Genomic DNA, 25,408 nt, shown 5'->3' on the forward strand with positions numbered 1-25,408 from the left:
CGACCCGTCGTCGTACGGAGAGAAGCCCCTGCGTGATCCCCGCACCAACGCACCCCGCCCGCACCGGGTCCCCGTCCCGCGGTCGCGGGCGTCGTCTCGTCCTCGCCGCGACCGCCCTCGCCCTCGGCCTCCTGCCCGCGACCCCGCTCGCCGTCGCCGCGTCCGCGACGACCGTCGCCACGAGCGCGCACGCCGGCGTCGCGAGCGCGCAGGCCGAGGTCGTGAGCGCTCTGCCGACGGCGCTGCCCCTCGACACCGAGGACCGCATCACGTGGGGCGCCAAGCCCGCGGACGCGAACGGTCCCGACGGGCGTCGCGGCGTCGACCTCGTCGCCGACCCGGGCACGACGGTCGAGGAGCACATCGCCGTCTCGAACTTCAGCGACGTGCCGGCCACGTTCGCGCTCAAGGCCGCGGACGGCTACCTCACCGCCAATGGGCGCTTCAACATGCTCTCCTCGGACCAGGAGTCCACCGACGCGGGGACGTGGTTCACCGTCCAGGAGAGCGTCGAGGTGGGACCGAAGGAGACGGTGGTCGTCCCGTACACGATCACGGTCCCCGAGAACGCGACCCCGGGCGACCACCCGGCGGGCATCGCCGCGTCGGTCACGAGCACGGGCGGCGGCGAGGGCGGTACGAGCGTCGGCGTCGAGAGCCGTGTCGGGTTCCGCGTCACGACGCGCGTCACCGGCGAGATCCAGCCCGCGCTCGCCGTCGAGGACGTCAAGGCGTCCTACGCGCCGTCGTGGAACCCGTTCGCCGCGGGCGACCTCACCGTCTCCTACGACGTCGCCAACGACGGCAACGTGCGCCTCGGCGCCGAGGGCCGGGTCGCGACGTCCGCCCTCTTCGGCGCCGTGACGGACGAGGCGACGGCGGAGCCGCTCGGGGAGGTCCTGCCGGGCGGATCCCTGCGGAGCAAGGTCGCGTTCGCCGACGTCTGGCCGCTCGGGCCGGTCAGCACGACGATCACCGTGACGCCGACCGTCGTCGGCGACGACCAGGTGGACGCGCCGCTCGAGCCGGTCACGGTCACCGTCACCACGTGGGCGGTCCCGTGGCCGCAGCTCCTGCTCCTCGCGATCGTCGTGGTCGTGATCGTGGGCGTCCGGGACGACCGCCGACGCCGGCGCCAGCGCCTCGAGGCGATGCTCGCGAAGGCGCGCGACGAGGGCCGCCAGCAGGCGACGACCGCCGAGCCGGCGCCGTCGACCGCGGGCGGCTCCGCCCCGCAGGGCGGCACGAAGGACTGACGGCGACGCGCCGTCGGGCGGCCCTCGCCCGGCGGCGCCGAACCCCCGCGCCGACCCCCGCGCCGTCGCCCGCGGCGGCCCGCGCGCGGACCCCGCGAGGAGACCCCGCGCTGATCCCTCGCGGTGACCTCGCGCGACGGCGCCGACCGCGCGCGGGGTCGCGTAACCTTGAACCTCGTGGCCACCATCGACTTCCCGTCCGAGATCAAGGCGCTGCGGAGCACGCTCGAGTCCATCGAGAGCGTGAGCGACCCGGAGGAGCTGCGCGCGACGATCGCGAACCTCTCGGAGAAGGCGTCGGCGCCCGACCTGTGGGACGACCCCGACGCGGCGCAGAAGGTGACGTCGGCGCTCTCCGCCGCGCAGTCGGAGCTGGACCGGGTGAAGAAGCTCGGGCAGCGCATCGCCGACGTCGAGACCCTGGTCGAGATGGGCCAGGAGATGGAGGACGAGGACACCCTCGTCGAGGCCGAGAACGAGGTCGCCGCCATCCGCAAGGACCTCGACCAGCTCGAGGTTCGCACCCTCCTCGCAGGCGAGTACGACGCGCGCGAGGCCGTCGTGACGATCCGCGCGGGCGCCGGTGGCGTGGACGCGGCCGACTTCGCCGAGATGCTGCTGCGCATGTACCTGCGCTGGGCGGAGCGCCACGGCTACCCGACGACGGTCCTCGACACGTCGTACGCCGAGGAGGCGGGGCTCAAGTCCGCGACGTTCGAGGTGAAGGCGCCGTACGCGTTCGGCCACCTGTCGGTCGAGGCGGGCACCCACCGCCTCGTGCGAATCTCACCGTTCGACAACCAGGGCCGCCGCCAGACGTCGTTCGCGGCGGTCGAGGTGATCCCGCTCATCGAGCAGACGGACTCGATCGAGATCCCGGAGTCGGAGATCAAGGTCGACGTGTTCCGGTCCTCGGGCCCGGGCGGGCAGTCGGTCAACACGACGGACTCCGCGGTGCGCATGACGCACATCCCGACGGGCATCGTCGTCTCGATGCAGAACGAGAAGTCACAGATCCAGAACCGTGCCGCCGCTCTCCGCGTGCTCCAGTCCCGCCTGCTGCTCGTGCGCCAGGAGGAGGAGAACGCGAAGAAGAAGGAGCTCGCGGGCGACATCAAGGCGAGCTGGGGCGACCAGATGCGCTCCTACGTGCTGCAGCCGTACCAGATGGTCAAGGACCTGCGCACCGAGCACGAGGTGGGCAACCCCTCGGCGGTGTTCGACGGCGACATCGACGACTTCATCGAGGCCGGGATCCGCTGGCGCCGCGGGGTGCAGAAGGAGGCCTGACCCTCCGCGGCCGCCCCGGGCCGATTGATCCGAGCAACGGATCGATGCACCCGGGCGCGGCGTGTCCGCCCCGCCGGGCCGCAGACGCATGCCTACCCTCGGGATCGTGCGACGAACCCTGTTCGTCCACGGATCGACCCCCGACCCGAGGAACGTGCCGCTGTGATCCGCTTCGAGAACGTCACCAAGGTCTACGCGCGCGGCGCGAGGCCGGCCGTCGACGACGTGTCGTTGGAGGTCCGGCGCGGCGAGTTCGTCTTCCTCGTCGGTGCGTCCGGCTCCGGCAAGTCGACGTGCCTGCACCTCGTCCTGCGCGAGGAGCGCCCGACGAAGGGCAAGGTCTTCGTCGCGGGCCGCGACCTCGGGTCGATGTCGAGCTGGAACGTCCCCAAGCTGCGCCGCCAGATCGGGGTGGTCTTCCAGGACTTCCGCCTGCTGCCCAACAAGACCGTGTTCGAGAACGTCGCGTTCGCGCTCCAGGTGATCGGCAAGCCGCGTCACACCATCGCGATCACCGTGCCCGAGACGCTCGAGATGGTGGGCCTCGCGGGCAAGGAGAAGCGTCGCCCGCACGAGCTCTCCGGCGGTGAGCAGCAGCGCGTCGCCATCGCGCGCGCCATGGTCAACCGCCCGCCGATCCTGCTCGCCGACGAGCCGACCGGGAACCTCGACCCCACGACGTCCCTCGGGATCATGCGCCTGCTCGACCGCATCAACCGCACCGGCACGACCGTCGTCATGGCGACGCACGACGAGGAGATCGTCAACCAGATGCGCCGCCGCGTCGTCGAGCTCGACACCGGCACGCTCGTGCGCGACCAGGCGCACGGCTCGTACGGCGCGCGCGGCCAGGTCATCCCCGACCCGACGACCGGCCCGGCGCCCGAGTCGGCGCCGACCGCCGTCGTGCGCCGGACCGCGCGCCCGTCCGCGGCGCCCGACCCGGCGCCGTCCTCGACGCAGGACCCGGCCGAGGCGCCGGACCGGACGCCGGCGACCGGCGCGACGCCCGCGGTCGACGCGTCGAGCCGGCCCCCGCTGCCCCGGCGACGCTCGACGCGTCGCCACGTCGAGGCGACGGCGGGGGAGTGAGCGGCGTGCGACTCCAGTTCATCCTCGCGGAGCTCGGCCAGGGCCTGCGGCGCAACGTCTCCATGGCCGTCTCCGTCGTGCTGGTCACCTTCGTCTCGCTGACGTTCGTCGGGTCCTCGCTGCTGCTCCAGGCGCAGATCGGCAAGCTCAAGGACGACTGGTACGACAAGGTCGAGGTGTCCGTCTTCCTCTGCCCGGCCGGGTCGCCGTCGCCCACGTGCGCGGCCGGCGAGGCCACGCCCGACCAGATCGCGGCGATCGAGGACCTGTTCGACACCGAGCTCGGCGACGAGATCCAGACGGTCTACTTCGAGTCCAAGGACGACGCGTTCGCGGCGTTCACCGAGCGCTACCCCGACGGGTACCTGGGCACGCAGCTCACGGTGGACGACATGCAGGCGTCCTTCCGCCTCAAGCTCACCAACCCGGAGAACTACGAGGTCGTCAACGACGTCGTGACGGGGCGGCCGGGCGTCGAGGTGGTCGAGGACCAGCGCCGCATCTTCGACTCGCTGTTCCTCGCGCTCAACCGCGCGTCCCTGCTCGCGGCCGGTCTCGCGGCGGTCATGCTGCTCGCGGCCGTGCTGCTCATCACGACGACGATCCGCCTCTCCGCGCTGAGCCGACGGCGCGAGACGGGCATCATGCGGCTCGTCGGGGCGTCGAACCTGTTTATCCAGCTCCCGTTCCTCCTCGAGGGCGCGATCGCCGCCGTGCTCGGCGCGGTCCTGGCGGTCGGCGGGCTCTGGGTCGGCGTGAAGTACCTCGTCACGGACTGGCTGTCCCAGTCCGTGACGTGGGTGGCCTACGTCGACGAGGCGGACGTGCTGCGCATCGCACCCGTGCTCGTCGGGATCGCTTTCCTGCTGGCGGCCGTGTCCTCGGTCGTCACGCTCAACCGCCACACGAGGGTGTGAGATGACCCGGGACCTCCGCCGCGCGACAGCGGCTCTGATCGCCACGACCCTGCTCCTCGTGGGCGGTGTCGCCTCGGCGTCCGCCGACGACATCGACGACCGCCGGGCGGCGGCGGAGCGTCGCCAGTCCGAGATCCTCGGCAACCGCGAGCAGCTCCAGTCCGAGCTCGAGGACACGGACGCGGCGCTCGCGCAGGCCGTCGTCGACCTCCAGGCCATCGAGGCACGGCTGCCCGTCGCGCAGGCCGAGCTCGACGCGGCCCAGGCCGAGGTCGAGCGGACGCAGCGCGAGGCGGAGCTGCTCGCGCAGCGGCTCGAGGACGCGCTGGGCCAGGAGGCCGCGATCAGCGCCGAGATCGAGCGCGGCGCGACCGAGGTGGCCGACGCCAAGTCGAGCATCGCCGAGATGGCGCGCCAGGCGTACCGCGGCCAGGGCGACGTCTCGAGCCTCGGCATCGTCACGGGTGCGCAGAGCACCGAGGAGTTCATCGCGGAGTACGCCGTCTCCTCGACGGCGGCGCGCAGCCAGTCCCGCTCGCTCCAGGAGCTGCTCGAGGCCGAGTCGGTGTCGCGCAACCGCGAGGCGCGCCTCCAGGCGGTGCGCGAGACGGTCACCGACCTCAAGCAGCAGGCGGACGAGAACCTCGTCGCCGCCGAGGCGGCGCGCGCGGCCGCGGCCGACCGCAAGGCCGAGGTCGAGCAGCTGATCGTCGACCAGCAGGCCAAGAAGGCGACGATCGAGGAGCGCAAGTCCGCGGCCGAGGCCAAGGTCGCCGAGAACGAGGCCGCGCAGCAGTCCCTGCAGAGCGAGATCAAGGGCATCATCGCCGAGCAGGCCGAGCGTGACCGCAAGGCCGCCGAGGAGGAGGCACGCCGCCAGCAGCAGAGCCAGCAGTCCGGTGGTGGAGGCGGCGGTGGTGGAGGCGGTGGCGGTGGCGGGTCGTCCTCCGGCGGGGGCGGCGGCGGAGGTGGCGGTTCGTCCTCCGGCGGCGACCGCGGCAGCATCTCGAGCTTCCTGTCGTACCCGACGGCGGTGCCCTACGTGACCTCGAGCTACGGGATGCGCCTGCACCCCATCCTCGGTTACTACCGCCTGCACGCGGGGACGGACCTGCGCGCCTACTGCGGCACGCCGATCATGGCGGCCGGGCCCGGGACGGTCGTCCACGCCCAGTGGCGCAACGGTTTCGGCAACCAGGTGCTCGTCAACCACGGCACGGTGGGCGGCAAGAACCTCATGACGAGCTACAACCACCTCACGCGCTTCGCGGTGTCGTCCGGCCGGACCGTCAACAAGGGTGACGTCATCGGCTACTCGGGCAACACCGGCCTCTCGGGGGCGTGCCACCTGCACTTCGAGGTGTACGTCAACGGGTCGACGATCGACCCGATGTCCGTGCTGCGCTGACCGGGCCGGGTCGCGCTCCGGGCGTCGCGCCCGACCCGCCCCGGCCCCCGCGCGACCGCACCCGAGGGATAATCGGTACCGGGCGCCGTCGGGCACCCGTACGCTGGGGCGCCCGCACGGCTCGGGGCCGGCGCACGGACGGTGCCCCAGACGAGCACCCCGGGCGACAGCACCGACAGCAGAGAAGGACGGTAGGACACGGATGGCGAAGGACAGCGGCCGCAAGGTCGTCGCCAGCAACCGCAAGGCACGCCACGACTACGTGATCGAGGACGTGTACGAGGCGGGGATCGTCCTGTCCGGGACCGAGGTCAAGGCGCTGCGGATGGGCAGGGCGTCGCTCGTCGACGGCTACGTCGCGGTCGACCGCGGCGAGGCCTGGCTCGAGAACGTCCACATCCCCGAGTACACCGAGGGCACGTGGAACAACCACGCCCCGCGCCGCAAGCGCAAGCTGCTCCTGCACAAGGAGGAGATCCTGCGCCTGGAGTCCAAGACGCGCGAGAAGGGGCACACGATCGTGCCCCTCGCGCTGTACTTCCTCGACGGCCGCGCCAAGGTCGAGATCGCGCTCGCGCGGGGCAAGAAGGAGTACGACAAGCGCCAGGCGCTCCGCGAGAAGCAGGACAACCGCGAGGCGCAGCGCGCCATGCGGCAGCGCGAGCTGCGCTGACGCCGCGCGGGGCGTCCCGCACGCGGTCCTGTGCCCGACGCCGGCCCCACCCGCTGGTGACGCCGTCGCCCTCGACGTACGGTCGAGGGCGAGACGACGACCGCGAACCAGGAGGCCCCATGGTCAAGCTCCGCCAGTACATCCCGCGCCTCGCGGCGGGGGCGTACATCCTCAACTCCGGCCTGAGCAAGCGCGGTGCCGACGAGGAGACCGCGCAGGGACTGCACGGGATGGCCGCCGGCACGTACTCGTTCCTCGGGGACGTCGAGCCGAAGCAGTTCACCAAGACCCTGTCGACCGCCGAGATCGCGCTCGGCGCGGCCCTCGTGGCGCCCTTCGTCCCGACCGGGCTCGTCGCCGTCGGGCTCGGCGTCTTCTCGGCCGGCCTCGTCGGCATGTACCTCAAGACGCCGGGCATGACGCGCGAGGACGGGGTGCGACCCACCGAGCAGGGGACCGGGCTCGCGAAGGACGTGTTCCTCCTCGGGATCGCCGGCGGGCTGCTCGTCGACTCGCTGAGCCGGAAGAAGTAGCCGCGACGCGGGTACCGGCGGTGCGCGACCGCCGGTACCCGGCCCGCGGAAATATCCGTGCGGGGCACGGCGTTGATCGCGTAGGCTGGACCTGCTGCACGAGGTCCGGGTCCGCCCGGGCGCCGCGCAGTGCTTGACAACTGCACAGGGGGTGATCGGTTTCGACGGTGGTCGTGCTTCGAGGAGAAGCGGGCCGAGGATGCAGGCTTATCTCGTAAACGATGTCTGCAAAACACAGGTGCCGATAACAAGCGCACCGACTTCGCCCTCGCCGCCTGAGCGAGCCCCGAAGTCCGTCAGCCCGAGCTAGCTCTCGACTCGGATCCTGGCGTCATCTAGAGAGCCACTGCTCGCAGTCCTCGTCACCGGGGCTGCGGGGACTTTCAGGTGACTGAGCCCGTCCGCATCTTGTCTGCGTGAGTGCGGGGGCCGAGAAAAACGACCGCAGACTGCGCCCGGAGAAGTCCTCGATCGGCGTCACCGGACCGGGGTTCGATTCCCCGCACCTCCACCCCTGCGGCGACGGCCCGCACCCCTCTCGGGGTGCGGGCCGTCGCCGTATCGGCGCTCTGTGCGGTCACCAGCCGTGGCGCTCCCAGGCTGCCGCCGCCTCGTCGCCGTCGAGCCACTCGAGGCGCAGCCGCCGCCCCCGCACCTCGAGCCGGTCGTCGTCGTCACGGGGGAGCGGGGGCGCGCCGGGGTCGTCGCTGTACAGGTCCTCGTCGTCGCCCGCGCCGTCGAGGTGGGCCCGCCACTGCACGCGCGGCTCCGGGTTGACGTGCCGGGGGAACGTCTGCGGCCCGACCGTGTCCCAGTGCGTGCACACGCGCGTCACGAGGTGACCGGCGAGCCGGGCCGTGCCCTCGTCGTCGGCCCACAGGCGCGCGACGCGACCGGTGCCCTCGGGGGTGACGGGCTCAGTCACGGGCGGACGCCCCGACGAGCGGAGCCCGTCCCGACGACGGCGCCTGCGGGTCGTCGTCCGGCCCCGTGCCGCCGTCGTCGGCCGGGGGAGCACCGCCGTCCTGCGCGCGACGGCGCACCCGGCGCAGCACCCAGCGCACGACGAGCAGGACGAGGCCGACCACGACGAGCCACGGGAGCAGCGCGCCGAGGACGACGACCAGGCCGTTGAGCGTGGTCAGCAGAGCGTTCCAGCCGTTCTGCAGCCCGCCGAGAAATCCGCCGGGGGCGAGCTGCTCCGTCGGCACCACCTGCACGACGGTGACGTGCAGCGTGGACATCGAGACCTGGTCCGTGAGCGCGGCGCGCTGCGACTGGAGCGACTCGAGCTCCGCCTGGCGCGTCGTGAGCTCCTGCTCGGCGGCGAGCAGGTCCGCGGTCGTCGCCGCGTCGCCCATGAGTGTCCGCAGGCGCTCGACCGACGTGGTGAGCGCCGCGACGCGGGCGTCGAGGTCGCGCGCGGTGCCGGTCACGTCGACCGCCTCGATCGCGAGGTCGCGCACCTCGCCGACCTGACCGAGCGCGTCCACGGTCGCGGTCGTCTGGGCCGCCGGCACGCGCACCGTCAGCTCGGCCGTGGGCCGCGCGTCGCCCTCGGGCTCGGACTGCCGCCGGCTCTCGACCCGCCCGCCCGCGCTCTCCGCGAGATCGGCGACCTGCTCGGCGGCAGCCGACGGGTCCTTCGCGACGACGGTCACCGAGCCGGTCGTGACGATCTCGCGGTCCGCCTCGACCACGGCGTCCTCGTCGCCGGTCGTGATCCCGGCCGGGGCGCCGGACGAGGTGTCGGTGCCGTCGACCACCGCCGCCTCGGACCCCGCGCCGGAGTCGAGGGCGGCGTCGCCGGCGCCCGGCGTCGCGGAGCAGCCGGCCAGGAGCGCGCCGCCGAGCACCAGCGCGGCGACGACGGCGAGAGGGCGAGTGGTCCGCATGCTGCGAGGGTAGGGGGCCAACCGCGCGAACCGGACAGCCGCACCCACATCGTGACCGTCTTGTGAACTGTCCGTGATCCGACCGTCGCCCGGCGCGCTGCGGACGTGCCGGTCCGCGCGCGAGGATGGGCGCGTGCTCGTGTGCTGCGGACTCGTGACCCTCGACGTCGTCCAGGTCGTCGACGCCCTGCCCGGACCCGACGAGAAGGTCGTCGCGCGGTCCCTCGCCGCGACGTTCGGCGGCCCGGCCGCGAACGCCGCGGCCACCGCCGTCGCGCTCGGCGTCCCGCCGACCCTCGTGACCGCCGTGGGCCACGGGCCCCTCGCCGCGGTCGTGCGGTCCGAGCTCGAGTCCTCCGGCGTCGCGCTCGTCGACGCGGCGGACGGCGTCGCCGGGGCGGTGCAGCCCGCGGTCTCGACGGTGCTGGTCACGCGTGCGACCGGCGAGCGCGCGGTCGTGAGCACCAACGCCTCCGGCTTCGGCGACCTCACCGATGCGCGTCTCGCGGCGCCGGGTCGCACGGCGGACCTGCTGGACGAGCTCGGCCCCGGGGACGTGCTGCTGCTCGACGGTCACCACCCGGGGCTCGCGCTCCGGGTCGCGCGCCGCGCGCGGGAGCGCGGGTGCGCCGTCGTGCTGGACGGGGGCTCCTGGAAGCGCGACGCGCCCGCGATGATCGGGCTGTGCGACGCCGTCGTCGTGTCGGCGGACTTCCGGCCGCCCGGCGTCGCGACGGGCGACGTGCTCGACGCCGTCGCCGCGCTCGGACCGCGGTTCGTCGCGCGGACCCGCGGTCCGCGGCCCGTCGAGGTGCTCGACAAGGGGGAGAGGTACGAGGCCGCGGTCCCGCGGCCGGGCCGCGTGGTCGACACCCTGGGTGCGGGCGACGTGGTCCACGGCGCGTTCGCCGCGGCGGCGGCGCGTGGGTCGTCGTGGCGCGCGGCGCTGGCGGACGCCGTGGTGGTCGCGTCCCGCTCGGTCGAGCACGCCGGAGCGCGGGGCTGGATCGCCGCGACGTCGTGACGTGCGGGTCCGTGGGACCAAGGTCCCGGGTCGCGGCCTCCTCGGCTACATTTCGGTCACGAAGCCGGGAGAGAGTTGACAGTCACTTAGTAAAGGCAGTCTACTAACAAACATGACAACGGCAGTCACCGGCACCGGCGCACCGAGGAGGCGACTGAGCACAGGGCTCAGGCCGACCTCGAAGGTGCTCCCCGAGCACGCTCGGGCCCACAACCGGTCGCTCGTGCTGCAGCACCTGTTCCACGAGGGGCCCACGTCGCGCGCCGACCTCGCGCGCGCCACGTCCCTCACCCGCGTGACCATCTCCGACCTCGTCTCCGTGCTCATCGCCGAGGGCTTGGTCGAGGAGCTCGGCGTCCGCCCGGGCCAGCGCGTGGGCAAGCCCGCGATCCTCGTCGGCATGCGCACGAGCGCGTACCAGATCGTCTCCGTCGACCTCACCGACGACGAGGTCCTGCGCGGCGCCGTCGTCACGCTCACGGGCGACTTCGTCGTCCGGCAGAGCCTCGCGGTGGACGGCCGCACCGGCACCGAGCTCGTCGACCTCCTCATGCGCTTCTGCCGCGGCCTCATCGCGTCCGCGACCCAGCCGGTCATCGGCGTGGGGATCGGGTCGCCCGGCGTCGTCGACGCCGAGGGCCGCGTCATCGAGGCGCCGAACCGCCGCTGGTACGACGTCCCGCTCGCCGCCCAGCTCACGGAGCGGCTCGGGCTCGCGGTCCACGTCGCCAACGACGCCAACATCGCCGCGCTCGGGGAGTTCACGTTCGGGGGAGCGGCCGGGGACGGCCTGCTCGTCCTCACGGTGGGCGAGGGCGTGGGCGCCGGCATCATGGTCGACGGTGCGCGCGTGCACGGGCACGCCGACGCCGCCGGCGAGCTCGGCCACGTGACCGTGGTCGAGGACGGCGAGCCGTGCGCCTGCGGGCGCCGCGGCTGCCTCGAGACCGTCCTGTCCGTGCCGGCGCTGCGCCGCGCGGTGGACGGGCTCGACACCGAGGCTTCCGACGCCGTGCTGGCGTCGGTGGGCAGGACGCTGGGCATCGCCCTGGCCCCTGTCGTCAGTGCGCTCAACCTCGCGGAGGTGCTCGTGAGCGGTCCTGCGGACCTGCTCGACGGCCCCCTGCGCGAGTCGGCGTTCGAGACCATCCGCTCCCGCACCATGCCGGTCATCGGCAGCGGGCTGCAGGTGCGGATGGCCACGCTCGACGAAGACGTCGTCCTCGCTGGGGCCGCCGTCCTCGTCCTCTCCGGACAGCTGGGGGTCTCGTGAGCCGACGACGCTCCGCCTGACCCGCCCTGCCCGACCGGGGCGCGGGCCACGACCCGCCCCTCACGACCTCCTGGGACCCCCAGTGCAGCACCCCCAGGAACGTAGTAACACCGCAGCACCCCTGCACACGCTCGATTACGCAGGACTCCTGCCACACCTCCGGTGGGGGCATCGCCGCCACCACCAAGAATCACCGAGAGGAAGCACCCAGTGAAGAGGAACCGTCTCGTCGCCGCCTCTGTGGCGTCGACGATCACCCTGGCGCTCGCGCTGACCGCCTGCAGCACCGGCGGGAACGAGAACAACGGCTCCGGCGACGGCGAGGCCGCCTCCGGCGACATCCGCGTCTGGCTCGTGGGCTCCGACACCCCCGACGCGGCCCGCGACTACCTCAAGACGACGTTCGAGGAGGAGAACCCGGGCAGCACCCTCACGATCGAGGAGCAGTCCTGGACGGGCCTCGTCGACAAGCTGACGACCTCGCTCTCGGGCTCCGACAGCCCTGACGTCGTCGAGGTCGGCAACACGCAGTCCGCCGCGTTCACCTCCGCGGGCTACTTCCGCGAGATCACCGCCGACGAGTTCGAGTCCTACGGTGGCGACGACCTCCTGCCCGCCTTCGTCGAGGCCGGCACGTGGGAGGACAAGCACTACGCGCTGCCGTACTACGCGGGCTCCCGCGTGGTGTTCTACTCGCCCCAGGTCACGGGCGGCGCCGCGGTGCCGACCACGCTCGACGAGTACGTCGCGAGCGCCAAGGCCCTCACGACCCCGGACGTGTCCGGCCTCTACTGGCCTGGCCAGGACTGGTACAACGCTCTCCCCTTCATCTGGGAGAACGGCGGCTTCATCGCCGAGCAGGGCGAGGACGGCACCTGGGAGGCGGGCTTCTCCTCGGAGGGTGGCCTCAAGGGCATGGAGCAGGTCGCCGACCTGATGGCCAACGCCTCGCACGCCCCGAAGGACGGCCAGGAGACCGACCTCCAGGTGCCGTTCTGCGAGGGCAAGGTCGCGTACCTCTCCGCCCCGACGTGGATCCAGTGGTCCATCAAGGCTCCGGAGGACGCGGAGACGCCGGGCTGCGAGTCGACCTACGGCTCCGACCTCACCGCGCTCCCGCTGCCCGGCAAGGACGGCGGCACCGCGACGGTCTTCGGCGGTGGCTCGAACCTCGCGGTCGCGTCGAAGTCGAACAACCCCGAGCTCGCCGTGAAGGCCTACGCCATCATGATGAGCGACGAGTACCAGACGATCCTCGCCGAGAACGGCCTCATCCCGGCCAAGACCTCGCTCGCCGAGAAGGTGCCGACGGACAACCCGATCGCCCAGGCCGGTGTGGACGCCGCGATGAACACGCAGGTCACGCCGGTGTCGCCGAAGTGGGCTGACGTCGAGGCGCAGAACGTCCTCCAGACGGCCTTCACGCGCATCGCCAACGGCGACGACGTGAAGACCGTCGCCGAGGAGCTCGACGCGAAGATCGAGCAGATCCTCAACAGCTGAGCCGGCCCGGTGCCGCCCCGGGTCCGCCCGGGACGGCACCGGACGCTCGTCAGGGGTGGGGATCTCTCCGGGGTCCCCACCCTTCGCACGACGCGTCCCGCACGTCATCACTGCGCACCACCGCGCACCATCCGACGGAGTGAGGAAATGAGCTCTACCACTCTCGAGCCCCGGACAGCGCCCCCGCGCGCGTCCGTGCGGCCCCCCAAGAAGCGGCGTCCACCGGTCCTGCCGTGGTCGCTGCTGGTCCCCACGCTCATCCTGCTGGGCATCATGGTCGGCTACCCGCTGGTCCAGCTGTTCGTCATGTCCTTCCAGGAGTACGAGCGCGCCCAGCTCATGGGCGTGCCGGCCGAGTGGGTGGGCTTCGACAACTACGTACAGGTCCTCACCGACGTCGACGGGTTCTGGACGGTCCTGCTCCGCAGCTTCGTCCTGATGGTCGTCTGGGTCGCGCTGACGATGCTGTTCGGCACGCTCGTGGCGCTGCTCATGATGCGTCTCAACAAGGGCTTCCGCCTCCTCGTGTCCATCGGGCTGCTGCTCGCGTGGGCGATGCCGCCCCTCGCCGGCACCATCGTCTGGGGCTGGCTCTTCGACACCGAGTACGGCGTCGTCAACAACTTCCTCACGAAGATCACCGGGGACAACTGGATGGGCCACTCGTGGCTCCTCGACCCGATGCAGTTCTTCCTCATCCTGACGCTCATCATCGTGTGGGGCGCGATCCCGTTCGTGGCGTTCACGCTCTACGCGGGCCTGACGCAGGTGCCGGGCGAGGTCCTCGAGGCCGCGCAGCTCGACGGCGCGACGCCGTTCCAGCGGTTCCGGCTCATCATGGTCCCCTACGTGCGGAGCATCTACACGGTGCTGATCGTGCTGTCGATCATCTGGGACCTGCGCGTCTTCACGCAGGTCTACGCCCTCCAGGGCATCGGCGGCGACCGTGAGAAGACGAACACGATCGGCGTGTACATCTACCAGATGGGCATGGCCCAGGGGCACTACGGTGTCGCCGGCGCGATCGCCGTCATCTTCGTCTTCATCATGCTCGGCATCTCGTTCTACTACGTGCGCCGGACCGTCCGGGAGGAAGAACTGTGAGCACCATCTCCACCCCGACGATCCCCGTCTCCCGCGCCGCGGTCCCCGACCGCGGTGGCCGGAAGACGCGGCGCGAGGGACAGAGCAAGAAGCGCGCGGCGAACGTCGTCTACTCGATCATCGCGATCGTCGTCTTCGTCGCGTCGGCGTTCCCCGTCTACTGGATGATCAACACGTCGTTCCTGCCGACGAACCTCATCCGTGGGACGGACCTGCACTTCTTCCCGACCCCCGACGTCTTCACGCTGAACAACTACGTGAACGTGTGGACCGACGACCGTCGTGCGCCGCTGCCGCCCGCGATGGTCAACTCGATCACCGTCACGCTCATCACGCTGGTCGTCTCGATGATCCTGGGCTTCCTCGCCTCGCTCGCGATCACGCGCTTCTCGTTCAAGGGCCGCAAGTCGTTCATCGTCGCGCTCCTCGTGATCCAGATGATCCCGGGCGAGGCCATGATGATCTCGATCTTCCGGATCATCGACGGCTGGCAGATGCTCAACACGATCACCGGGCTGGCGTTCGTCTACATCTCCGCGGTGCTGCCGTTCACGATCTGGACCCTGCGAGGCTTCGTCCAAGGCGTGCCCGCGGAGCTGGAGGAAGCGGCCATGATCGACGGGTGCTCGCGACCGAAGGCGTTCTGGAAGGTGACGTTCCCGCTGCTCGCGCCCGGCCTCGTCGCCACCGGTGTCTTCGCGTTCATCCAGGCGTGGAACGAGTTCCTCATGGCGCTGATCATCATGTCCCGGCCGGAGTCCATGACGCTGCCGGTCTGGTTGCGCACGTTCCAGCAGGCGACGATGGCGACGAACTGGGGAGCGCTGATGGCCGGCTCGGTCATCGTGGCGATCCCGGTGGTCATCTTCTTCGTCATCGTCCAGGGCAGGATGACCGGTGGCCTCGTCTCGGGTGCGGTGAAGGGCTGACGTGAGCGACCTGAGCACGGCTGCCTCGCTCGACGGCGAGGCGGCCGCAGCCCTGGCCGGACGCCCCGGCCCCGGGACCGCGTCACGACGCGGTCCCGGGGGCCCGGGCAGCGCGGTGGGCCTCGACATCGGCGGCACCAAGGTGCTCGCGGCCTTCCTCGGCCCCGACGGGGTCGCGCGCGAGACCCTGCGCCTGCCGACGGTGCGCGGACCGGAGGGCGTCGTGTCCAGCGCGGCGCGCGCGGTCCGCGAGGTGGTCCGGCGCGCCTGCGGTGACCTCGCGGACGTCGACGGCGTCGGCGTCGGGGTCCCCGGGCTGGTGGACCCCGCCGACGGTTCCGTCGTGCACGCGGTGAACCTCGGCATCGAGGGCGGACGCTTCGCCCTCGCCGAGGCGCTGTCCGCGGAGCTCGGCGGCGTCCCGGTCCAGGTCGACAACGACCTCAACGTGGCCGCCCTCGGTGCCTCGCACCTGCGGGGCGCGGAGGGGGAGGACCTCGCGTTCCTCGCGCTCGGCACCGGGCTCGCGGCCGGCATCGTGCTCGGCGGCGAGCTCCGCCGGGGCGTGAGCGGCGCGGCGGGGGAGATCGGGCACATCCCGATCGACCCGCGCGGGCCCGAGTGCGCGTGCGGGCAGCGCGGGTGCGTGGAGGTCTACGCGTCGGGCTCCGCCGTGTCGGCGCGCTGGCCGTCGCGCCACGGTCGGCCGGCCCCTGCCGAGCTCTTCGAGGCCGCGGCCGCGGGCGACCCGGACGCGATCCGGATCAAGGACGAGTTCGCGTCCGCCGTCGCCTCCGCCGTGCGGATCCTCGAGCTGACGGTGGACGTGCGCCACGTGGTGCTCGGCGGCGGCGTGTCCGCGCTGGGCCAGCCGCTGCTGGACGCGGTCCGCGACGCGCTCGACGCGCAGTCGAGCACGTCCCCCTTCCTGTCCTCGTTGCGTCTGTCGGAGCGGGTCTCCCTCGCGCCGCCGGACGTCCCGGTCGCCGCCGTGGGCGCTGCTCTCGTCGGCCGTCGAAAGGTGTTGTGATGGAGGTCGTGATCGCTCCGGCGGAGCGGTTGGCGGTGCTGGCTGCGGATGCCGTGGAGGCGGTGGTGCGGTCGGGGCCGGGGGCGGTGCTGGGGTTGGCGACGGGTTCGTCGCCGTTGAAGGTGTACGACGAGCTGGTGCGTCGTCATGTGCAGGAGGGGTTGTCGTTCGCGGGGGTGCGGGCGTTCATGCTGGACGAGTACGTGGGGTTGCCGGTCGATCATCCGCAGCGGTACCGCAACGTGATCGAGACGGAGATCGCGTCGCGGGTCGACTTCGCTCCGGGTGCGGTGCAGGGTCCGGACGGCAACGCGCAGGACCTGGTGGCGGCGTGCGCGGCGTACGAGGAGTCGATCGTGGGGGCGGGGGGTGTGGACCTGCAGATCCTGGGGATCGGGACGGACGGGCACATCGCGTTCAACGAGCCGGGGTCGAGCCTGGCGTCGCGGACGCGGATCAAGACGTTGACGGCGCAGACGCGCGAGGACAACGCGCGGTTCTTCGGTGACGACGTGGAGCGGGTGCCTCGGCACTGTCTGACGCAGGGTCTGGCGACGATCATGTCGGCGCGGCACCTGGTGCTGCTGGCCACGGGCAAGGGCAAGGCGGAGGCGGTGCACCAGCTGGTGGAGGGCCCGGTCAGCGCGATGTGGCCGGCGACGATCATGCAGATGCACCCGCACGCCACGGTCCTGGTCGACGACGCGGCGGCCTCGCGCCTGCAGCTGGGCGACTACTACCGCCAGACGTACGCGTCCAAGCCCGACTGGCAGGGCCTCTGACCCGACGGGTCGACGACACCTCGCGGGAGCTCCCGCGACACCGAGCCGCCCGTCGGCGCGCGGTCCACGCCCCTGGACCGTGCGTCGGCGGGCTTCGTCGTCTCCCGTCCCCACGGCACGCGGACCGGCGCGTCGACGGCCGCCCGACGTGTGGGCGTCGCGACGTAGACTTCACTCCATGATCGAACTCCGCGCGAGCACGCCACCCGGGGGTCCCGAGGACCCGTTCCGGACTCCTGCGACCGAGCCGACGACCGGCACGTCGACCGGGGTGCTCGAGCGCGAGGAGACGCGCGAGCAGACCGAGCCCGGCGACCACGAACGCTTCGCGCACTACGTGCGCAAGGAGAAGATCATGCAGTCGGCGCTCTCCGGCAAGCCGGTGATCGCGCTGTGCGGCAAGGTCTGGGTGCCCGGCCGTGACCCGAACAAGTTCCCCGTGTGCCCCACGTGCAAGGAGATCTACGAGGGACTGCGAGACCCGCAGGACGGCGAGGGTGACTCCGGCAAGTGAGCGCGGAGCACCACACGACGTCCACCGGTCACTCCGCCCCCGACTCCCGTAGCAGGACCTCCCCGCCGGCGCCCCAGAGCCCGTCCTCCGCGGCGGCGTCGCACCTCTCGCCCGCGTTCCCGCGGCGCGCCCCGTGGGGCTCGGCGTCCAAGCTGCGCGCCTGGCAGGCCGAGGCGCTCGAGCTGTACCGCACGCGCGCACCGCGCGACTTCCTCGCCGTCGCGACGCCCGGCGCGGGCAAGACGACGTTCGCGCTGCGTGTCGCGACCGAGCTCCTGGAGCAGGGCGTGGTGCGGCGCGTGACGGTCGTCGCCCCGACCGAGCACCTCAAGCACCAGTGGGCCGACGCCGCGGCGCGCGTCGGCATCCGGATCGACCCGAACTTCCGCAACAGCCAGGGCCGGCACGGCGCGCACTACGACGGCGTCGCGCTCACCTACGCGCAGATCGCCGCCAAGCCGGCGCTGCACGCGGCGCGCACGACGGCCGACCGCACGCTCGTCATCCTCGACGAGGTGCACCACGGCGGCGACGCGCTGTCGTGGGGCGACGCGGTGCGCGAGGCGTTCGAGGACGCGACCCGGCGCCTCGCGCTCACGGGCACCCCCTTCCGCTCGGACACCGCGGCCATCCCGTTCGTCGAGTACGAGCGAGGCCCCGACGGCATCCGACGGTCGCGCGCCGACTACACGTACGGGTACGGCGACGCGCTGCGCGACCACGTCGTGCGTCCGGTGCTGTTCCTGTCCTACTCGGGCAACATGCGCTGGCGCACGAAGGCCGGCGACGAGGTGAGCGCGCGTCTCGGCGAGGCGCTCACCAAGGACATGACGGGCCAGGCGTGGCGCACCGCGCTGGATCCGAACGGCGAGTGGATCCCCTCGGTCCTCGCGGCCGCGGACAAGCGGCTGACCGAGGTCCGGCGGGCGATCCCCGACGCGGGCGGCCTCGTCATCGCGACCGACCAGACGGACGCGCGCGCGTACGCGGGGCACCTCGCGCGCATCACCGGGAAGTCGCCGACGGTCGTCCTCTCGGACGACGACGGCGCGAGCAGCCGCATCGAGGAGTTCTCCGACGGCGACGCGCGCTGGATGGTCGCCGTCCGCATGGTGTCGGAGGGCGTCGACGTCCCGCGGCTCGCGGTCGGCGTGTACGCGACCTCGACCGCGACGCCGCTGTTCTTCGCGCAGGCCGTCGGACGGTTCGTGCGTGCCCGCAAGCGCGGCGAGACGGCGTCGGTGTTCCTGCCCAGCGTGCCGCACCTGCTCGAGCTCGCGAACGGGCTCGAGATCGAGCGCGACCACGCGCTGGACCGGCCGCTCACGGCGGAGGAGCAGGGGGAGGGGTTCAACCCCGAGGACGCGCTGCTCGCCGAGGCGAACCGCGAGGACAAGGCGTCGGGCGAGCTCGTCCAGGGCTCGTTCGAGGCGCTCGAGGCCCAGGCGTCGTTCGACCGCGTGCTGTTCGACGGCGGCGAGTTCGGCACGGGCGCGGACGTCGGCTCGGACGAGGAGCTCGACTTCCTCGGGCTGCCCGGGCTGCTCGACGCGGACCAGGTCACGACCCTCCTGCGCCAGCGGCAGGCCGACCAGATGAGCGCGCGTTCGCGCACCACCCAGTCCGCGGAGCGCGAGCGCGCCGAGATGGACCACCGGCGCGCCGCGGAGCTCCGCAAGGAGCTCCAGCAGCTCGTCTCCGCGTGGGCGCGCCGCAGCGGGCAGCCGCACGGGTCGGTGCACACCGAGCTCCGGCGCCGCTGCGGCGGGCCCGAGGTCCCGCTCGCGACGGTCGAGCAGCTCGACGCCCGGGTCGCGACGGTGCGCGGCTGGTTCGTCGGGAAGCGGTAGCCCCGGCGGCCGGACGCGCCCGCCCGGCCGCGACCGGGTCGCGGCCCGGGGAGAGTCAGGACAGCGTGTGCACGACCGTCGGGATCGCCGGGTCGCCGGCGGAGAGGCGGCGCGCGCCGCGGGGCAGCTCGGCGCGGGCCTCGCGGTGGCGGTGCGCGGCGTTCTCCACGCCGTACGACCCGACCCAGCGCGAGTCGACGGCGCCGTCGACGACGAGGGGCACCTGGAGCCGGCGCAGGTCGACGTCGTCGGGCTCCCACTCCTGCACGGCGAGGTCGGCGCCCGTGACGACGACCTCCTCGACCGCGCGCCCGTCGGCGTCGTAGCGGCGGGCGGCGCACTTGCGGCCACCCGTGCTCGTCTTGGCGGTCGACGCCTTCGCGACGGGCTGGAGCACGCCGCTGGAGTCGGCGCGGGCGACGAGCTTGTAGACCATGCCGCACGTGGGGGCGCCGGAGCCGGTGACCAGGGAGGTGCCGACGCCGTAGGAGTCGACGGGCGCGGCGGCGAGCGACGCGATGGCGTACTCGTCGAGGTCGGAGGTCACGGTGATCTTCGTGTCGTGCGCGCCGAGGGCGTCGAGCTGGCGGCGCACCTCGACGGCGAGGACGCCGAGGTCGCCGGAGTCGAGGCGTACGGCTCCGAGACGGCCGCCGGCCGCCTCGACGGCGTTCTCGACGCCGCGGCGCACGTCGTAGGTGTCGACGAGCAGCGTGGTGCCGGGGCCGAGGGACGCGACCTGCGACGCGAAGGCGGACCTCTCGTCGTCGTGCAGGAGCGTGAACGCGTGCGCGGCGGTGCCGATGGTCTCGAGGCCGTACCGGCGGCCCGCCTCGAGGTTCGACGTCCCGGCGAAGCCGCCGACGACGGCGGCCCGCGCCGCGGCGACGGCCGCCTGCTCGTGCGCGCGCCGCGCGCCCATCTCGAGGCACGGGCGCTCGACGGCGGCGCTCGTCATGCGGGACGCGGCGGACGCGACGGCCGAGTCGTAGTTGAGGATCGACAGGACGAGGGTCTCGAGCAGCACCGCCTCGGCGAACGTGCCCTCGACCGTCATCACCGGCGACTGGGGGAAGAAGACCTCGCCCTCGGGGTACCCGGTGATCGTGCCGGTGAAGCGGTAGCCGGCGAGGAACTCGAGGGTGCGGTCGTCGACGACGGACTGCGCGTGCAGCCAGTCGAGCTCGGCCGCGGAGAAGCGGAACGACGACAGCGCCTCCAGGACCCGCCCGGTCCCGGCGAGGACCCCGTACCGCCGACCCGGCGGGAGGCGGCGCGTGAAGACCTCGAAGAGGCAGTGCCGGCCCGCGGTGCCGTCGGCGAGCGCCGCCTGGAGCATCGTCAGCTCGTAGCGGTCGGTGAGGAGCGCGGTCGACGCACCGGGCTGGTACGTCGGCTGGTACGACGGCCGCTGCGTCGGCGAGGCGGAGGGGGCAGCGCTGTCGGTCGCGGGGAGGGCGACGCTGCCCGGGTCGGCGAGGCTCATGCGGAATACCGTAGGGCAGCGACCGCCGCGGTGGGCGCCGACAGGCCCGCGAATAGAGTGGTGACGTGAGACCCCACCCGATCTTCACCCGCCCCGCAGTCGCGCGGGCGTCCCTGACCGTGCCCGAGGAGGCGGTCCGCACCGAGGAGGGGACCCGGCTCGACAGCCCGTGGGTCACCCTCGTGTGGAACGACCCGGTCAACCTCATGAGCTACGTCGCGTACGTGTTCGAGTCGTACTTCGGGTACTCCACCGCGCGCGCCCACGAGCTGATGATGCAGGTGCACCAGGAGGGCCGGGCCGTCGTGTCGACGGGCGACCGCGAGCGGATGGAGGTCGACGTGCAGGCGATGCACTCGTTCGGGCTGTGGGCGACGCTCCAGAAGGACGGCGAGCAGTGAGGCCGTTCCGCGCGGAGGCGCACGGGTACGTCGCCGAGCTCGAGCCGTCGGAGCGGATCGTGCTGGCGCAGCTCGCGGGCGACGTCGCGCAGATGCTCCAGGAGGGCGTCCCCGGGCGGGCGTCGGACGCGCCGGGCCGGTCCGGGCCCGACGACGCGTGGTCGCCCCCGGGCTGGACGGGCCCGACGCCCGGTGGGGGCGGTTCGGACGCGACGCCGCCCCCGGACCCGGCCGTGCGCCGTCTGCTCCCGGACGCGTCGGACGACGTCGAGGTGGCGCACGAGTTCCGGCGCTTCACGCAGGACGACCTCGCGGCGCGCAAGGTGGGCCGGCTGGTGCTGCTCGGCCGGATGCTCGTGGACTCCGAGCCGGCCGAGGCGGCGCCGTTCGTCGTCGGGCGCCAGGAGGCGCAGGACGTGGCGGGCGCCCTGACCGACGTGCGCCTCGTCCTGGCCGAGCGCCTGGACCTGCGCACCGACGAGCAGGTCGAGGGGCTGTACGACGAGCTGGACCGGGAGGGCGACGACGGCCCGGACGACGGCGAGGTGGGGGGTGCGCCGCGCCGCTTCCTCGTGAGCGTGTTCCTCCTCACGGGGCTGCTCCAGGAGTCGCTCGTCGACGGCATGCTCGCGGACCTGCGGGCGGGGCGGGGCGGTCCGCGCCCCGAGCCGCGAGGCTGAGCGTGCCGGGGACCTGTGGGCGCTGCCACAGCGGCGTGCGCGTGGTTCGAGGCGCCTCGCGCGGGGCGGCGACAGTAGGCTCGGCCGGGTGAACGACGCTCCCATCGGGATCTTCGACTCGGGCGTGGGTGGCCTGACCGTGGCACGCTCGATCCTCGACCAGCTCCCGAACGAGGCCCTCCTCTACATCGGGGACACCGCGAACAGCCCGTACGGGCCGAAGCCGCTCGCGGCGGTCCGGGCGATGGCGCTGGCGATCATGGACCAGCTCGTCGACGACGGCGTGAAGATGCTCGTCATCGCGTGCAACTCCGCGTCGTCCGCGGTGCTGCGCGACGCGCGCGAGCGGTACACGCAGCGCCACGGGCTCCCGGTCGTCGAGGTGATCCTCCCGGCGGCACGTCGGGCTGTGGCCGCGACGCGGTCGGGCCGCATCGGCGTCATCGGGACGCGGGCCACGATCACGTCGCGCTCGTACGAGGACGCGTTCGCCGTGACCCCGGGCCTGACCCTGACGACGCAGGCGTGCCCCGAGTTCGTGCCGCTGGTCGAGCAGGGCGTGACGTCGGGCCCCGAGGTGCTGGAGGTCGCGCACCGCTACCTGGACCCGGTGAAGGCCGCGGGCGTGGACACGCTCGTGCTCGGGTGCACGCACTACCCGCTGCTGACGGGCGCGATCTCGTACGTGATGGGCGACGAGGTCACGCTCGTGTCGAGCGCGGAGGAGACCGCGAAGGACGTGTACCGCACGCTCGTCGCGCACGACCTCGAGCGCTCGCGCGACGCCGGGCCGCCGCGGCACCGGTTCCTCGCGACGGGGAGCGCGGAGCCGTTCGAGCACCTCGCGCGCCGGTTCCTCGGTCCCGAGGTGCTGAGCGTGGAGGCGGCCTGATGCGTCTCGTCACGGTCGGGTGCTCGGGGTCGTTCGCCGGCCCGGCGTCGCCCGCGTCGTCGTACCTGGTCCAGGTGCCGGCCGCGGAGGCCGCGGCCGCGGGGCTCGAGGCGCGCGACTGGAACGTCGTGCTGGACCTGGGCAACGGGTCGCTGGGCGCGCTGCAGCGGTTCGTCGACCCGCTCGACGTCGACGCCGTCGGCCTGTCCCACCTGCACCCCGACCACTTCGTCGACGTGTGCGGCCTGTACGTGTACCTGCGCTACCACCCGGTCCGCGGCTCGACCCGCACGGGCGTGCCGAGCCGGCTCACCGTGCTGGGCCCGGCGGGCACGGCCGCCCGCATCGAGGCGGCGTACGGCGCGGAGCCGGGCGACGGCGTGACGGAGGAGCTCGACGTGCGCGCGTGGGAGCCGGGCGCGCCGGTCCGGGTCGGCCCGCTCGTCCTCGAGCCGTACCGCGTGTTCCACCCCGTCGAGGCGTACGGGGTGCGCGTCACCGGGCCGTCGACGCTGCGCCCGGGGGAGAGCGCCGTCCTCGCGTACACGGGGGACACGGACGCGTGCGACGGCGTGGTCGAGCTCGCGCGCGACGCCGACCTGCTCCTTTCGGAGGCGGCGTTCCACGAGGGCCGCGACGACGGCGTCGAGCGGGGCATCCACCTCACGGGGCGACGCGCGGGCGAGGTTGCCACCGCGGCCCGCGCGCGCCGGCTCGTGCTCACGCACCTGCCCGCGTGGAACGACCCCGAGCGCTCGCGCGCCGAGGCGCGCGAGACGTACACCGGCCCGGTCGACGTCGCCACGACGGGCGCGGTCTTCGACCTCTGACCGCTGAGCGCGGGGACGAGCCGCCGTCGGCTCCGGAAGACGTGACCATCCACCGCGCTCAGCGGTGGGCCGGGGGTCGGTAGGGTGGCGGCATGACCATCCCCTCCTCGTCTCCGGGCACGGCCGCGCCCCTCCGCGCCGACGGCCGCACGCCCGACCAGCTCCGCCCCGTGACCATCACCCGCCACTGGCTCGACCAGGCCGAGGGCAGCGTGCTCGTCGAGTTCGGCCGCACGCGCGTGCTGTGCGCGGCGTCGTTCACCGAGGGCGTGCCGCGCTGGCGCAAGGGGTCGGGCGAGGGCTGGGTCACCGCCGAGTACGCGATGCTGCCGCGCGCGACGAACGAGCGCAGCCAGCGCGAGTCGGTCAAGGGCAAGATCGGCGGGCGCACGCACGAGATCTCGCGCCTCATCGGCCGGTCCCTGCGCGCGATCATCGACGTCTCCGCGCTCGGCGAGAACACGATCGTGCTCGACTGCGACGTCCTCCAGGCCGACGGCGGCACGCGCACCGCCGCGATCACCGGCGCCTACGTCGCGCTCGCCGACGCCGTCGCGTGGGGCCAGCGGCACGGCCACATCAAGGGCGGCAAGCCCGTGCTGACCGACTCCGTCGCGGCCGTGAGCGTCGGGATCATCGACGGCACGCCCATGCTCGACCTCCCGTACGTCGAGGACGTCCGCGCCGAGACGGACATGAACGTCGTCGTCACGGGCTCCGGGACGTTCGTCGAGGTGCAGGGCACCGCGGAGCACGCCCCGTTCGACCGCGCCGAGCTCGACGCGCTGCTCGACCTCGCGGTGGCCGGCACCGCCGACCTCACCGCGATCCAGCGCGCGGCGCTCGCGGCGGACCCTCGATGAGCGGCACGTCCGAGACGGCAGGCGTCGTCGTGCCCGACGGCGCACGCCTCGTCCTCGCGTCGCACAACCCGGGCAAGATCGCCGAGCTGCGCGCGATCCTCGCGGCCGAGCTCGACGCGCACCCGGGGCTCGAGCTCGCGCCGGAGGCGATCGTCGGCGCGGGCGACGTCGGCGCGCCCGAGCCGGTCGAGGACGGCGTGACGTTCGCCGAGAACGCGCTCATCAAGGCGCGCGCCCTCGTCGCGGCCACCGGGCTGCCGGCCGTCGCGGACGACTCCGGCCTCGCCGTCGACGTGCTGGGCGGCGCGCCGGGCATCTTCTCGGCGCGCTGGGCGGGGCGGCACGGCGACGACGTCGCGAACCTCGAGCTCCTGCTCGCGCAGCTCGGCGACGTGCGTGCCGAGCACCGCGCGGCCGGTTTCGTGTGCGCGGCGGCGCTCGTCACGCCCGACGGCACCGAGGTCGTGCGGACGGGGGAGATGCGCGGGACCCTGCTCACCGCGCCGCGCGGCGCGAACGGGTTCGGCTACGACCCGATCCTCCTGCCGGACGAGCAGCCCGGTGCGGGGACGGCCCGCTCGGCGGCCGAGCTGAGCCCGGCGGAGAAGAACGCGATCAGCCACCGCGGCAAGGCGTTCCGCGCACTCGCGCCGGACGTCGTCGCGGCGCTCTCAGCGCGGTAGGGGGCGGCCGGCGAGCTCGCGCTCGCGGCGTCGGCGGTCGCCCGGCCGCAGCACGCCGACGAGCGCGACCACGCCGCGCCAGCCGAGCATCGTCACCGCGAGAAACCCGAACGACACGAGCTGGAACGCCGGGGCCACGCCTTGGTCGGTGAGCACGCGCAGCAGGACGCCCAGCGCCCAGGTGCAGCCCCAGACCACGACGCCCGTCGGCCACAGGGCCCACGGGCGGCGCCACGCGCGCGTGACGAGCCAGCCCAGCGCGGCGCCCGCGGCGAACGGCCACGCCACGACGAGCAGCCGGGTCAGACCCTCGTCGGCGGAGTGCGTCGCGAGGCCGCCGGTCGCGAGCGCGAGGACGCACGCGACGTCGGCCAGCGCGGCGAGCACGACGAGCCCGGGGCGACGAGGACGCGGTCCGGTGGGCGCGAGGTCGGTCATGCTCCCGACGGTACCCCGCCCGCGGGACCGTCCCCGCACGGCCCGGACCGGCCCCGGCGGGT

General features: G+C 73.2%; 25 protein-coding genes, 1 other RNA gene and 1 pseudogene. 23 read left to right on the forward strand and 4 right to left on the reverse strand.

The genetic code is table 11. From position 1 onward, the window contains the following. Positions 1–32 precede the first annotated feature (32 nt). From RSE42_RS06845 to ssrA, 8 genes and pseudogenes are all read left to right on the forward strand, one after another. Positions 33–1,256: a hypothetical protein gene (locus tag RSE42_RS06845; RefSeq protein WP_415298343.1), complete on the forward strand. Its 1,224-nt coding sequence runs from the start codon at positions 33–35 to the stop codon at positions 1,254–1,256. Between the two features lie 177 nt (positions 1,257–1,433). After that, positions 1,434–2,546, forward strand: coding sequence for a peptide chain release factor 2 (gene prfB / locus RSE42_RS06850; protein ID WP_031316541.1), 1,113 nt, complete (start codon positions 1,434–1,436; stop codon positions 2,544–2,546). A 162-nt stretch (positions 2,547–2,708) separates the two neighbouring features. Further along, positions 2,709–3,389: pseudogene (gene ftsE, locus RSE42_RS06855) on the forward strand (cell division ATP-binding protein FtsE); the annotation flags it as partial. A gap of 254 nt (positions 3,390–3,643) precedes the next feature. After that, positions 3,644–4,555, forward strand: coding sequence for a permease-like cell division protein FtsX (gene ftsX, locus RSE42_RS06860; protein ID WP_021483124.1), 912 nt, complete (start codon positions 3,644–3,646; stop codon positions 4,553–4,555). A 1-nt stretch (position 4,556) separates the two neighbouring features. Further along, positions 4,557–5,963, forward strand: coding sequence for a peptidoglycan DD-metalloendopeptidase family protein (locus RSE42_RS06865; RefSeq protein WP_415298345.1), 1,407 nt, complete (start codon positions 4,557–4,559; stop codon positions 5,961–5,963). Positions 5,964–6,165: 202 nt separating this feature from the next. Then, complete coding sequence (gene smpB / locus RSE42_RS06870; protein WP_021482407.1) at positions 6,166–6,636, forward strand: SsrA-binding protein SmpB; 471 nt, start codon at positions 6,166–6,168, stop codon at positions 6,634–6,636. A 119-nt stretch (positions 6,637–6,755) separates the two neighbouring features. Then, positions 6,756–7,169, forward strand: a complete 414-nt coding sequence (locus tag RSE42_RS06875) for a hypothetical protein (protein ID WP_021482408.1) — start codon at positions 6,756–6,758, stop codon at positions 7,167–7,169. Between the two features lie 147 nt (positions 7,170–7,316). Continuing rightward, positions 7,317–7,683: a transfer-messenger RNA gene (gene ssrA / locus RSE42_RS06880) on the forward strand. 63 nt (positions 7,684–7,746) lie between these two features. Here the strand turns inward: ssrA and RSE42_RS06885 are convergent. Both RSE42_RS06885 and RSE42_RS06890 read right to left on the reverse strand, forming a co-directional pair. After that, entirely contained in the window at positions 7,747–8,094 is a 348-nt protein-coding gene (locus tag RSE42_RS06885; RefSeq protein WP_085388201.1) for a hypothetical protein, read from the reverse strand. Then, positions 8,087–9,064: a DUF4349 domain-containing protein gene (locus tag RSE42_RS06890; RefSeq protein WP_415298348.1), complete on the reverse strand. Its 978-nt coding sequence runs from the start codon at positions 9,062–9,064 to the stop codon at positions 8,087–8,089. The genes RSE42_RS06885 and RSE42_RS06890 overlap by 8 nt, the downstream gene beginning before the upstream one ends. 73 nt (positions 9,065–9,137) lie before the next feature. Between RSE42_RS06890 and RSE42_RS06895 the strand changes: the two genes are divergently transcribed. The 9 genes from RSE42_RS06895 (at position 9,138) to RSE42_RS06935 (ending at position 19,073) form a co-directional block, all read left to right on the forward strand. Continuing rightward, complete coding sequence (locus RSE42_RS06895; protein WP_415298349.1) at positions 9,138–10,088, forward strand: PfkB family carbohydrate kinase; 951 nt, start codon at positions 9,138–9,140, stop codon at positions 10,086–10,088. Positions 10,089–10,200: 112 nt separating this feature from the next. Next, positions 10,201–11,361 carry an ROK family transcriptional regulator gene (locus RSE42_RS06900; RefSeq protein ID WP_051027709.1) on the forward strand — a complete coding sequence of 387 codons (1,161 nt, stop codon included), beginning with the start codon at positions 10,201–10,203 and terminating at the stop codon, positions 11,359–11,361. Between the two features lie 210 nt (positions 11,362–11,571). Beyond that, positions 11,572–12,864, forward strand: coding sequence for an extracellular solute-binding protein (locus RSE42_RS06905; RefSeq protein WP_085388198.1), 1,293 nt, complete (start codon positions 11,572–11,574; stop codon positions 12,862–12,864). A gap of 147 nt (positions 12,865–13,011) precedes the next feature. Then, positions 13,012–13,968 (forward strand): carbohydrate ABC transporter permease, encoded by a 957-nt coding sequence (locus tag RSE42_RS06910; RefSeq protein WP_034652155.1) that lies wholly within the window; start codon positions 13,012–13,014, stop codon positions 13,966–13,968. Beyond that, on the forward strand, positions 13,965–14,897 hold the full coding sequence (locus RSE42_RS06915; RefSeq protein ID WP_034652152.1) for a carbohydrate ABC transporter permease: 933 nt from the start codon (positions 13,965–13,967) through the stop codon (positions 14,895–14,897). The genes RSE42_RS06910 and RSE42_RS06915 overlap by 4 nt, the downstream gene beginning before the upstream one ends. Position 14,898: 1 nt before the next feature. Beyond that, entirely contained in the window at positions 14,899–15,927 is a 1,029-nt protein-coding gene (locus RSE42_RS06920; RefSeq protein WP_415298351.1) for an ROK family protein, read from the forward strand. After that, positions 15,927–16,709 (forward strand): glucosamine-6-phosphate deaminase, encoded by a 783-nt coding sequence (gene nagB / locus RSE42_RS06925; protein ID WP_415298353.1) that lies wholly within the window; start codon positions 15,927–15,929, stop codon positions 16,707–16,709. The genes RSE42_RS06920 and nagB overlap by 1 nt, the downstream gene beginning before the upstream one ends. A gap of 178 nt (positions 16,710–16,887) precedes the next feature. Continuing rightward, positions 16,888–17,223: a DUF3039 domain-containing protein gene (locus RSE42_RS06930; RefSeq protein WP_021482851.1), complete on the forward strand. Its 336-nt coding sequence runs from the start codon at positions 16,888–16,890 to the stop codon at positions 17,221–17,223. Then, positions 17,220–19,073 (forward strand): DEAD/DEAH box helicase, encoded by a 1,854-nt coding sequence (locus RSE42_RS06935; protein ID WP_137280244.1) that lies wholly within the window; start codon positions 17,220–17,222, stop codon positions 19,071–19,073. Before RSE42_RS06930 ends, RSE42_RS06935 begins: the two co-directional genes overlap by 4 nt. A gap of 55 nt (positions 19,074–19,128) precedes the next feature. Here RSE42_RS06935 and RSE42_RS06940 read toward each other — a convergent pair whose 3' ends face one another. Beyond that, positions 19,129–20,559 (reverse strand): nicotinate phosphoribosyltransferase, encoded by a 1,431-nt coding sequence (locus tag RSE42_RS06940; RefSeq protein ID WP_415298356.1) that lies wholly within the window; start codon positions 20,557–20,559, stop codon positions 19,129–19,131. 113 nt (positions 20,560–20,672) lie between these two features. Between RSE42_RS06940 and clpS the strand changes: the two genes are divergently transcribed. From clpS to rdgB, 6 genes are all read left to right on the forward strand, one after another. Further along, on the forward strand, positions 20,673–20,960 hold the full coding sequence (clpS, locus tag RSE42_RS06945; protein ID WP_051027713.1) for an ATP-dependent Clp protease adapter ClpS: 288 nt from the start codon (positions 20,673–20,675) through the stop codon (positions 20,958–20,960). Beyond that, positions 20,957–21,640 carry a DUF2017 family protein gene (locus RSE42_RS06950; protein WP_144723539.1) on the forward strand — a complete coding sequence of 228 codons (684 nt, stop codon included), beginning with the start codon at positions 20,957–20,959 and terminating at the stop codon, positions 21,638–21,640. The genes clpS and RSE42_RS06950 overlap by 4 nt, the downstream gene beginning before the upstream one ends. 88 nt (positions 21,641–21,728) lie before the next feature. Continuing rightward, on the forward strand, positions 21,729–22,532 hold the full coding sequence (gene murI, locus RSE42_RS06955) for a glutamate racemase (protein WP_031316087.1): 804 nt from the start codon (positions 21,729–21,731) through the stop codon (positions 22,530–22,532). Beyond that, positions 22,532–23,362, forward strand: a complete 831-nt coding sequence (locus RSE42_RS06960; RefSeq protein ID WP_034655785.1) for an MBL fold metallo-hydrolase — start codon at positions 22,532–22,534, stop codon at positions 23,360–23,362. The genes murI and RSE42_RS06960 overlap by 1 nt, the downstream gene beginning before the upstream one ends. A 92-nt stretch (positions 23,363–23,454) precedes the next feature. Beyond that, positions 23,455–24,225, forward strand: a complete 771-nt coding sequence (gene rph / locus RSE42_RS06965; protein WP_043652567.1) for a ribonuclease PH — start codon at positions 23,455–23,457, stop codon at positions 24,223–24,225. Continuing rightward, complete coding sequence (gene rdgB / locus RSE42_RS06970) at positions 24,222–24,908, forward strand: RdgB/HAM1 family non-canonical purine NTP pyrophosphatase (RefSeq protein WP_415298358.1); 687 nt, start codon at positions 24,222–24,224, stop codon at positions 24,906–24,908. Before rph ends, rdgB begins: the two co-directional genes overlap by 4 nt. Here the strand turns inward: rdgB and RSE42_RS06975 are convergent. Then, positions 24,897–25,346, reverse strand: a complete 450-nt coding sequence (locus RSE42_RS06975) for a DUF3054 domain-containing protein (RefSeq protein WP_081896078.1) — start codon at positions 25,344–25,346, stop codon at positions 24,897–24,899. The two genes, rdgB and RSE42_RS06975, sit on opposite strands and share 12 nt — an antisense overlap. Between the last annotated feature and the right edge of the window lie 62 nt (positions 25,347–25,408).

The sequence above is a fragment of the Cellulosimicrobium sp. SJTW-1 genome (genome assembly GCF_047716875.1).
GTDB lineage: Bacteria > Actinomycetota > Actinomycetes > Actinomycetales > Cellulomonadaceae > Cellulosimicrobium > Cellulosimicrobium funkei.

Bases quoted from the DNA above. Each gene is read 5' to 3' on its own strand.
- RSE42_RS06865 (WP_415298345.1), top strand. From the start codon at position 4,557: ATGACCCGGGACCTCCGCCGCGCGACAGCGGCTCTGATCGCCACGACC.
- smpB (WP_021482407.1), top strand. From the start codon at position 6,166: ATGGCGAAGGACAGCGGCCGCAAGGTCGTCGCCAGCAACCGCAAGGCA.
- RSE42_RS06875 (WP_021482408.1), top strand. From the start codon at position 6,756: ATGGTCAAGCTCCGCCAGTACATCCCGCGCCTCGCGGCGGGGGCGTAC.
- RSE42_RS06890 (WP_415298348.1), bottom strand. From the start codon at position 9,064: ATGCGGACCACTCGCCCTCTCGCCGTCGTCGCCGCGCTGGTGCTCGGC.
- RSE42_RS06900 (WP_051027709.1), top strand. From the start codon at position 10,201: ATGACAACGGCAGTCACCGGCACCGGCGCACCGAGGAGGCGACTGAGC.
- RSE42_RS06910 (WP_034652155.1), top strand. From the start codon at position 13,012: ATGAGCTCTACCACTCTCGAGCCCCGGACAGCGCCCCCGCGCGCGTCC.
- nagB (WP_415298353.1), top strand. From the start codon at position 15,927: ATGGAGGTCGTGATCGCTCCGGCGGAGCGGTTGGCGGTGCTGGCTGCG.
- RSE42_RS06930 (WP_021482851.1), top strand. From the start codon at position 16,888: ATGATCGAACTCCGCGCGAGCACGCCACCCGGGGGTCCCGAGGACCCG.
- RSE42_RS06940 (WP_415298356.1), bottom strand. From the start codon at position 20,559: ATGAGCCTCGCCGACCCGGGCAGCGTCGCCCTCCCCGCGACCGACAGC.
- RSE42_RS06960 (WP_034655785.1), top strand. From the start codon at position 22,532: ATGCGTCTCGTCACGGTCGGGTGCTCGGGGTCGTTCGCCGGCCCGGCG.
- rph (WP_043652567.1), top strand. From the start codon at position 23,455: ATGACCATCCCCTCCTCGTCTCCGGGCACGGCCGCGCCCCTCCGCGCC.
- rdgB (WP_415298358.1), top strand. From the start codon at position 24,222: ATGAGCGGCACGTCCGAGACGGCAGGCGTCGTCGTGCCCGACGGCGCA.
- RSE42_RS06975 (WP_081896078.1), bottom strand. From the start codon at position 25,346: ATGACCGACCTCGCGCCCACCGGACCGCGTCCTCGTCGCCCCGGGCTC.